At 65.4% G+C, this 7966-nt stretch carries 6 protein-coding genes; 5 read left to right on the top strand and 1 reads right to left on the bottom strand.

Going from position 1 to position 7966, the window contains the following annotated elements:
* The 5 genes from AC1D2K_RS24660 to ggt form a co-directional block, all read left to right on the top strand.
* Positions 1–555 (top strand): sterol desaturase family protein (locus AC1D2K_RS24660; protein ID WP_478091712.1); only part of this gene is annotated, 555 nt, incomplete at its 5' end.
* Complete coding sequence (locus tag AC1D2K_RS24655; protein WP_478091711.1) at positions 536–1492, top strand: fatty acid desaturase; 957 nt, start codon at positions 536–538, stop codon at positions 1490–1492. The genes AC1D2K_RS24660 and AC1D2K_RS24655, both read left to right, overlap by 20 nt.
* A 3-nt stretch (positions 1493–1495) precedes the next feature.
* A complete protein-coding gene (locus tag AC1D2K_RS24650) occupies positions 1496–3412 on the top strand; it encodes an iron-containing redox enzyme family protein (RefSeq protein WP_478091710.1) in 1917 nt (638 codons plus the stop codon).
* Positions 3396–4316 carry a DUF6999 family protein gene (locus AC1D2K_RS24645; RefSeq protein ID WP_478091709.1) on the top strand — a complete coding sequence of 307 codons (921 nt, stop codon included), beginning with the start codon at positions 3396–3398 and terminating at the stop codon, positions 4314–4316. The genes AC1D2K_RS24650 and AC1D2K_RS24645 overlap by 17 nt, the downstream gene beginning before the upstream one ends.
* Positions 4317–4751: 435 nt before the next feature.
* On the top strand, positions 4752–6374 hold the full coding sequence (gene ggt, locus AC1D2K_RS24640; protein ID WP_478091713.1) for a gamma-glutamyltransferase: 1623 nt from the start codon (positions 4752–4754) through the stop codon (positions 6372–6374).
* 212 nt (positions 6375–6586) lie between these two features.
* Here ggt and AC1D2K_RS24635 read toward each other — a convergent pair.
* The coding region (locus tag AC1D2K_RS24635; protein WP_478091708.1) for a DUF1254 domain-containing protein at positions 6587–7966 on the bottom strand (1380 nt) is incomplete at its 5' end.

Raw genomic sequence — 7966 nt, 5'->3', positions numbered from 1 at the left:
GGGCTGGGCATGGTGTTTCCGTGGGGGCTGCTGCAGCTGGGCTGGGCGCGGCTCGACGGCGATGCGGCGTGGCCTCAGATCGTCGTCGAGATCCTCGCGCTCGCGCTCTGGAACGACGTGCATTTCTGGATCAACCACCGCCTGCTGCACACGCGCTGGCTGCGGCGCTTTCACGGGCCGCACCACCGCTCGTTCGTGACCACGCCGTGGGCGACCTACAGCTTCCATCCCGTGGAGGCGCTGATGCTCGGCAACGTGATCCTGCTGCCGATGGTGGTGCACGACTTCAGCTTCTGGTCGCTGGCGGCGGTGCCGGTGTTCAGCCTGCTCTTCAACTGCGTCGGGCATTCGAATTACGACTTCTTCACGGGCGTGTCGTACAGCCACTGGTTCGCGGCGAGCCGCCGGCACCATCTGCACCATGCCGTGCACAACGGCAACTACGGCTTCCAGTTCACGTTCATGGACCGGCTGTTCAGGACGCGCATCGCGGCCGACGCGGCCGAGCCGGTGCTTCAGGTTTTCCGAAAAAAGCGTGGCGCAACAACGGCCTGACGACGCTAGCCGCCGCCTGCCGGGGTTGCGCCACTGGCGCGACTGGCAGAGCCTGGCCTACCTCGCTGCCTTGCCCGCACTGGCGGCCTGGCAATGGCTCCACGGCTTCAACGCGCTGCTTTACGGGCTGATGCTGTTCCTGACGCTCGGCATCGGCGTGATCCATCACAACCATGTGCACCTGCGCATGTGGCGCAGTCGGCGCATGAATCGGCTGACGGACTTCTGGATCACGCTGCTGCAGGGCCACCCGACCTTCGTGTTCTGGCCAGCGCACGTGGCCAACCACCATCGCCACCGGCACGGGCCGAAGGATGTGGCGCGCACCTACCGCTTCGGCGGCGACACCAACCACCTGTGGGGCTATCTGCTGCATCCGTTCCAGGCTGCATGGGTGCTGATGCCGGTGTTCTTCGCATGGCTCGCGCGGCTGCAGCAGCACCGGCGCGGCGCATGGCGCTATTGCATGGCGCAGTACGCGCTGTGGCTGGGCAGCTGGGCGGTGCTGGTGGCGCTCGACTGGCGCAAGGCCTTGGTCTTCGTGATCGTGCCGCAGTTGCACGGGCTGCACTGGCTGCTGGCCACCAACTACCTGCAGCACGCCCATGCAGATGGCCGCAAGTCCGTGCGTACAGCCGCGCGGAAGGAGGCGCCCGGCGATACCCCCGGTAGCCGGCTGAACTACGCCCGCAATTTCGAGGGGCTGGTGAACCCCTTGCTGTTCAACATCGGCCTGCACACTGCACACCACGAGAACCCGCATGCCCATTGGTCCGAGCTCACCCACCTGCATCGCACGCGTTACCGCGCGCTGGTGGACCGCGTGCTCAACGAGGGTGGACTGGTGCCGTACATGGTGCGCGTGTTCGTGCTGGGGACCGTGTGGCCGCGCTTTCGCAGCCGCCCGCTGATGCCTCCCGATTCATCCTTCACCTGAACCATGCCCGTCTCATTCCAACGCGTCTACCTCGAAAGCGCCGGCTACTTCATGCCGGGCGAGCCCATTCCCAACGACCGCATGGACGCGTACATCGCGCCGCTCAATCGCATGTCGGAGCGCATCAAGCGGCGCATCCTGACGGAGAACGGGATCCTCACGCGGCACTACGCCATCGACGCGGAGGGCGTGACCCGGCACACCAACGCGCAGCTGGCTGCTGGCGCGATCCGCGACTGCCTGCGGCGGGGCGGGGCGGAGCTGTCGCGCGTGTCGCTGCTGGCGAGCGGCTCCTCGGGCGGCGACACGCTGATGCCAGGTTTCGCCAACATGATCCAGGGCGAGCTGGCGGCGCAGCCGATGGAAACGCATTCGGTGCACGGCATCTGCGCGGCGGGCGTTTCGGCGATTCAGGCCGCCGCGCAAGGCATCGAGCTGGGCGCGCACCACTCGGCGATGGCGGTGGCGAGCGAGATGCCGTCGCGCCTCTTCAAGCGCTCGCGCTTCGCGGCGCGCGGTTATGAAACCGACTTCGACTCCCATTTCCTGCGCTGGATGCTGTCGGATGGCGCGGGCGCCTTGCTGCTGTCTGACGGCACGCCCATGCTGGCCGGCGCGCCGGGGCTGCGCCTGAAGCTGAAGTGGGTGCACCAGCGTGCCTTTTCGGGCGACTATCCAGTCTGCATGCAGCTGGGCCTGACCGAAGACCGCGCGCGCGGGCATCTCGATTTCGGCTCCTGGGCCGAAGCCGAGGCGGCGGGCGCCTTGTCGCTGCGGCAGGACATCCGCCTGCTGCCGCACCTGTTCGACATCGGCATCCACGAGTACGCGGGGCTGGTGCGCGACGGCTGGGTCGATCCGAAGCGGGTCGATCACTTCCTGTGCCACTACTCGTCGGAGAAGTTCATCCCGGTGGTCGAGGACCTGATGGCCAAGGCGGATCTGTCGATACCGCGCGAGCGCTGGTGGAGCAACCTCGCATGGCGCGGCAATACGGGGGCGGCGTCGATCCTCGTGATGCTGGCCGAGTTTCTGCATACCAAGACGCTGAAGCCTGGCGAGCAGATTTTCTGCTACGTGCCCGAGTCGGGGCGCTTCATGGCGGCGTACATGCTGCTCGAAGTCGAGGCGGCCGATGCGGCTCCCGTGGCGGTGGCTCCCCGCACGGCGGCGGCGCCCGACGACGATCTGGTGATCGCCCCGCCGCACGACCCGGCCGCAGCGCCCGAAGGCCTCGGCGCCTTGCTGACAGAGCTGGCCGCCATCTGGCACGACTACCGCTCCTGCGTCTGGCGCACGCCGCTCATCCGCCAGATCCGCGAGCGCCGCTTCGCCGTGCCCGACTACCTGAACTGGATGGAGCAGTGGGTGCCGCAGGTGCGTGAAGGCAGCCTGTGGATGCGCGAAGGCGCTGCCTCGCTGAGCGAGCCATACCAGATGCTGGCCTCGCTGATCGGCGTGCACGCAGGCGAGGAGCAGAACGACTTCAACATCCTCTTTGGCGACTACCGCAAGGCCGGCGGCACGGTCGAAAAGATCGAAGACCTGCGCCGCAACCCCGGCGGCGAAGCGCTCAATGCCTATTTGCACGGCCTGGCCGCCACGCGGGACCCGATCGGGCTGCTTGGGGCGATCTACATCATCGAGGGTACGGGCCAGCGCATCGTGCCGGCGCTGTTGCCGCTGCTGAAGGCCAGCCTGAAGCTGCCGCCCGATGCCTTCCGCTTTCTCGAGTACCACGGCCACAACGACGAGCAGCACCTGAGCCGCTGGCTCGCGGCGGTCGAGATGGTGATGGCCTTGGAAGGGCAGGCGCGCGCCGCCCGCCAGATCATCGACACCGCCCGCCACACGGCTGCCCTGTACCTGATGCAGTTCCAGAACATCACGGAGCGAATGCCCCATGGATCGAACACCTGATTTCCTGACGCAGGCGCACGACGAGCGCGACCCCAGTCCCTGGCTGGCGCTGTATCTCGACCAGAGCACGCCGCTGTCCGACAACGTCAAGGCCGCATGGCTGGCCGATTCGAGTTCGGGCTCGCGGCAATACCTGTTGCCGTTCCTGCGGCCGATCGCGCGGCTGACGATCATCCTGATCCAGATCGTGAAGGTGTTCCTGCCGCGCGACTGGTCGCACTCGATGCTGCTGCACCGATTCCTGGCCTGGGGCCTGAAGCGCTTCGTCTCGCCGGAGGCCAACTGGCTGATCCTTCGGCACTTTCACCTGGGCTCGCAGGTGCTGGCCTTCATCGGGCGGAATTCGCCGGTTCCGGTGTCCACCAACCCGCTGGAGCCGGCCGACATCGACGCGCTGAAGGACGAGATGTTCCTGAAGCACGACCTGAATCTCTTCAACTTCGTGATCCGGCTGAACAAGGCGCTGCGCGACAAGGGCGTGGCGCTTTGCAAGGCGGAAAAGGTCGATTTCTCGATGATCAGGGAGCCGGAGCTGCGCCTGGAAGACATGCCACGGGGCAGGCTGAATTTCCTCGATCTGCAGAGCGCCATCGAACTGTTTACGCCGCTCTACCAGCTGATGCTCACCGACAACGATTTCTGGCGCGCGGCCAATTCGCTGCAACTGGACGAAACCATCGGCATCTACACGGCGACGATCCTGGCGGCGCCCGAACATCTGATCCTGGTCAACAACAAACACCCGCTTGTGCCCCTGTCGACCCTGCGGGCAGGGCATCGGCTGGTGATCCACGGGCTGTCCACCGAGATGCTGCACAGCCTGCTCCAACGGATGCAGGCGGCGCAGAAAGCCGGGGAGCCGGAGTGTCTTAGCGCCTCAGTGTCGGCGCCGATTGAATCGTGAGCCCGCATGAATGCTGGGGGTTGCTACCGTCCCAAATCGCACAAAGAACAAACGGACCCCAGTTACGGTAGTCGCAAAACAACATTTGGCGGTTCCGCCCGTTCAAGTGCCCACCTATCGCGCCGAAGTGCCTCTGCTGGCCGCCTTGCTGGCGCAGCTGCGGCGACGATGGTACAACGCCGACGATACGCCTCGGTCCGGCGAAGGGGCCCGTCCAGCTTGAGTAGCTCCTGTACTTTCAACGAAAGAGCATGATGGCGGTCGGGCCCYGTGATGCAGGCGAACTCACGCCTCACATTGTTCAAAAGGAGAAAAGCCGTGAAACAACTTCAGTGGACTTCAAACTTGCGTCGCGCCGTCGTGGCGGCGCTTGCCTTGGCGGGCGCAGCGCAGCTGCATGCATTCTCGCAATCGCCCGTTGCGGCCGAGAACGGCATGGTCGTGAGCGCGCAGCACCTCGCAAGCAAGGTCGGCGCCGACGTGCTCAAGCGCGGCGGCAACGCGGTCGACGCGGCGGTCGCTGTGGGCTACGCGCTGGCTGTGGTGTATCCGGCGGCGGGCAACCTCGGCGGCGGCGGCTTCATGACCGTGCAATTGGCCGACGGCCGCAAGACCTTCCTCGACTTCCGCGAGAAGGCACCGCTGGCCGCCACCGCCAACATGTACCTCGACAAGGAAGGCAACGTCATCAAGGGCCTGAGCACCAAGGGCCACCTCGCCGTGGGCGTGCCCGGCAGCGTCTCGGGCATGGAATACGCGCGCGAGAAGTACGGCACCATGAAGCGCGCCGCGCTGCTCGCCCCGTCGATCCAGCTGGCCGAAAATGGCTTCGCGCTGGAGCAGGGCGACGTCGACCTGCTCAACACCGCCACGGCCGACTTCAAGGAAGACCCCGCGTCGGGTGCCATTTTCCTGAACAAGGGAGGCCAGCCATTCGTGGCCGGCCAGAAGCTGGTGCAGAAAGACCTCGCGAAGACGTTGAGGGCCATCAGCGTCAGGGGCACGGACGGCTTCTACAAGGGCTGGGTCGGCAACGCCATCGTGGCGTCGAGCCAGGCCGGCAAGGGCCTGATCACGCAGGCCGACCTCGACCAGTACAAGACCCGCGAACTGGCGCCCGTCGAGTGCGACTACCGCGGGTACCACCTCGTGTCAGCGCCTCCGCCGAGTTCGGGCGGCGTGATCATCTGCGAGATGCTCAACATCCTCGAGGGCTATCCGCTCCAGGATTTGGGCTACCACTCGGCCCAGGCCGTGCACTATCAGATCGAAGCCATGCGCCACGCCTACGTGGACCGCAACAGCTACCTCGGCGATCCGGACTTCGTGAAGAACCCGCTCGACCGCCTGCTCGACAAGAATTATGCGGAGAAGATCCGGGCCGTCATCGACCCGAAGAAGGCCGGCGTCTCCAAGGATATCAAGCCGGGCGTGGCGCCGCATGAAGGCAACAACACCACGCACTACTCGATCGCCGACAAGTGGGGCAATGCGGTGTCAGTGACCTACACGCTGAATGACTGGTTCGGCGCCAAGATCACGGCCGCCAAGACCGGCGTGTTGCTGAACGACGAGATGGACGACTTCACCTCGAAGGTCGGCGTGCCCAACCTCTACGGCCTGGTGCAGGGCGAAGCCAACGCCATCGCCCCTGGCAAGCGTCCGCTGAGCTCGATGAGCCCGACCATCGTGACCAAGGACGGCAAGCCCGTGTTCGTCGTCGGCACGCCCGGCGGCAGCCGCATCATCACGGCGGTGCTCCTCACCATCCTGAACGTGGTGGACTACGGCATGAACGTGCAGGAAGCCGTCGACGCACCGCGCTTTCACCAGCAGTGGCTGCCCGACGTGACCAACGTCGAGACCTTCGCACTCAGCCCCGACACGCGCAAGATCCTGACCGACATGGGCCACAATCTGGGCGCGCCACAGCCGGCAAACCACCTTGCGGCGATCATCGTCGGTGCCCCCTCGCTGGGCGGCAAGCCGGTGGCCAGCAACCGGTTCTACGGCGCCAACGATCCTCGCCGCAACACCGGGCTGTCGCTCGGGTATTGATGCGGATCGATGGGATCCTTGACACCCAGTGCTACGTGACCGGCCCGTCTCGCCGGGCCGGTCCGGCAGCGGAGGTTGCGCACTGGCGAAGCGGCCGATGCACCCGATCCCGCACACAGGGACCATGGCGCGGCAGGCTCCAGTCGGCTATGAGCTGAAGCTCGCAATTCTTCAACCCATGTCGGCTCGATGCCCCATGGCTGCCATCTGCGCTATCCGTTCAGCTCGACGATGTCCTCGGGCTGCCAGGTCTTGTCGAAGAAGGGCTGCAGGGGGCCATAAAAGCGCAGGATCGGGAACCAGCCGCGATCGGGCAGCGTCTTGATCCAGTTTCGCTCCTTGCCGGCCGGTGCCTTCGGGCCAAAGTAGACGTCGATCGAGCCGTCGCTGTTCAGCTCGGGCTTGGAATACAGGCTCACCGTCGGAAACTTTTGCCCGTTCTGGAGCATCGACCGGCTCTTCGCGTCGTAAACGATCACCGACCAGAAGTCCTTCACCGGCGGATGGGGTGGAATCCGCAGGCGGTAGGATTTCTTGCCGTCGAGGTAGTTGCCCTTGGAATCGCGCGGCGTCCACATGTACTGCGAGCCGGCGCCGACCACCTTCGATGCCATCGCGGGCGTGTTGCCGGTTGCCGCATACGCGAAGGCCGCACGGCGGTCGATGTTCTCGTAGCCCTGGCTGTCGAACAGATAGCTCCCGCCGACGAAGGCCCATTGCCAACGCCGGTCCGGGTAGACGATCGCGTCGGGATCCTTGCCGCCGTAGGCGACCATCCGTGCGGTCGCCGCTGCAACTCGCGCTGCCTCGACGAGCAGAGCGCGCCGGGCCGCATCGGGCGCGAACGGCTGCCCCTTCACGATTCCGATGGATGCCAGGTAGAAGCGTTGCAGCGAGCCGATTGCGTCGGCGGGCTCCTGCTGCACCAGATCATTCAGCTCCTCGTAGAAGCTGATGTCGTCCGCATGGATCGTGTCGATGGACTTGCCGGAGGCATCCAGAAAAGTGGTGGCTCTCGGGCTGGCCTGCTGCGCAAGCGGATAGACCTTCATCTGCCTGGACCGCTCGGACGCGGCCTTGGGATCGGGATCCACCGCGCGCATGAGCATCCAGACGCCGTACGTCGGTGACCTGGCAACGTGGTAACCGCTGGCAGGTACCTCGCCCTTGTAGTCGGGCGGCAGGAACAGGAACTTGCCGCCTTCGCCCTTGTCCGGCCCGGCGACACCCCCATCGACGATGTAGCGCATCCACATGTCGTCGAAGAGTCCCAGCATCTTTGGCGGCAGTTCGACAACAGTGGGCCCATCCTTCTTGAGGTCGAGAAATGCAATCGTGTAGACCGTGTCGGAATTCGGCGTGAGCAGCAGCGTGTTGGCATCGAGCAGTTCGGACCAGATCGCGATCTGGCTCGGGGTCTTCGCGCCGAAGTCGCCCAGGCCCTTGCGGAACTTGAACATCGAGACGGCAGAGACGTTCTGGAGGTAGACCTCGACCGCGCGGTTCATCACCAGCAGGTCGTTCAGCTGGCCGCTCGCCTTCGCCGTCGGAAAGCCGCCCTTGAACTCGAAGTTGCCGAGCCGGCTCTTGAC

This window comes from Variovorax sp. P1_H12_2 (genome assembly GCF_056405335.1).
This window is presented reverse-complemented; position numbering and strand designations above follow the sequence as displayed.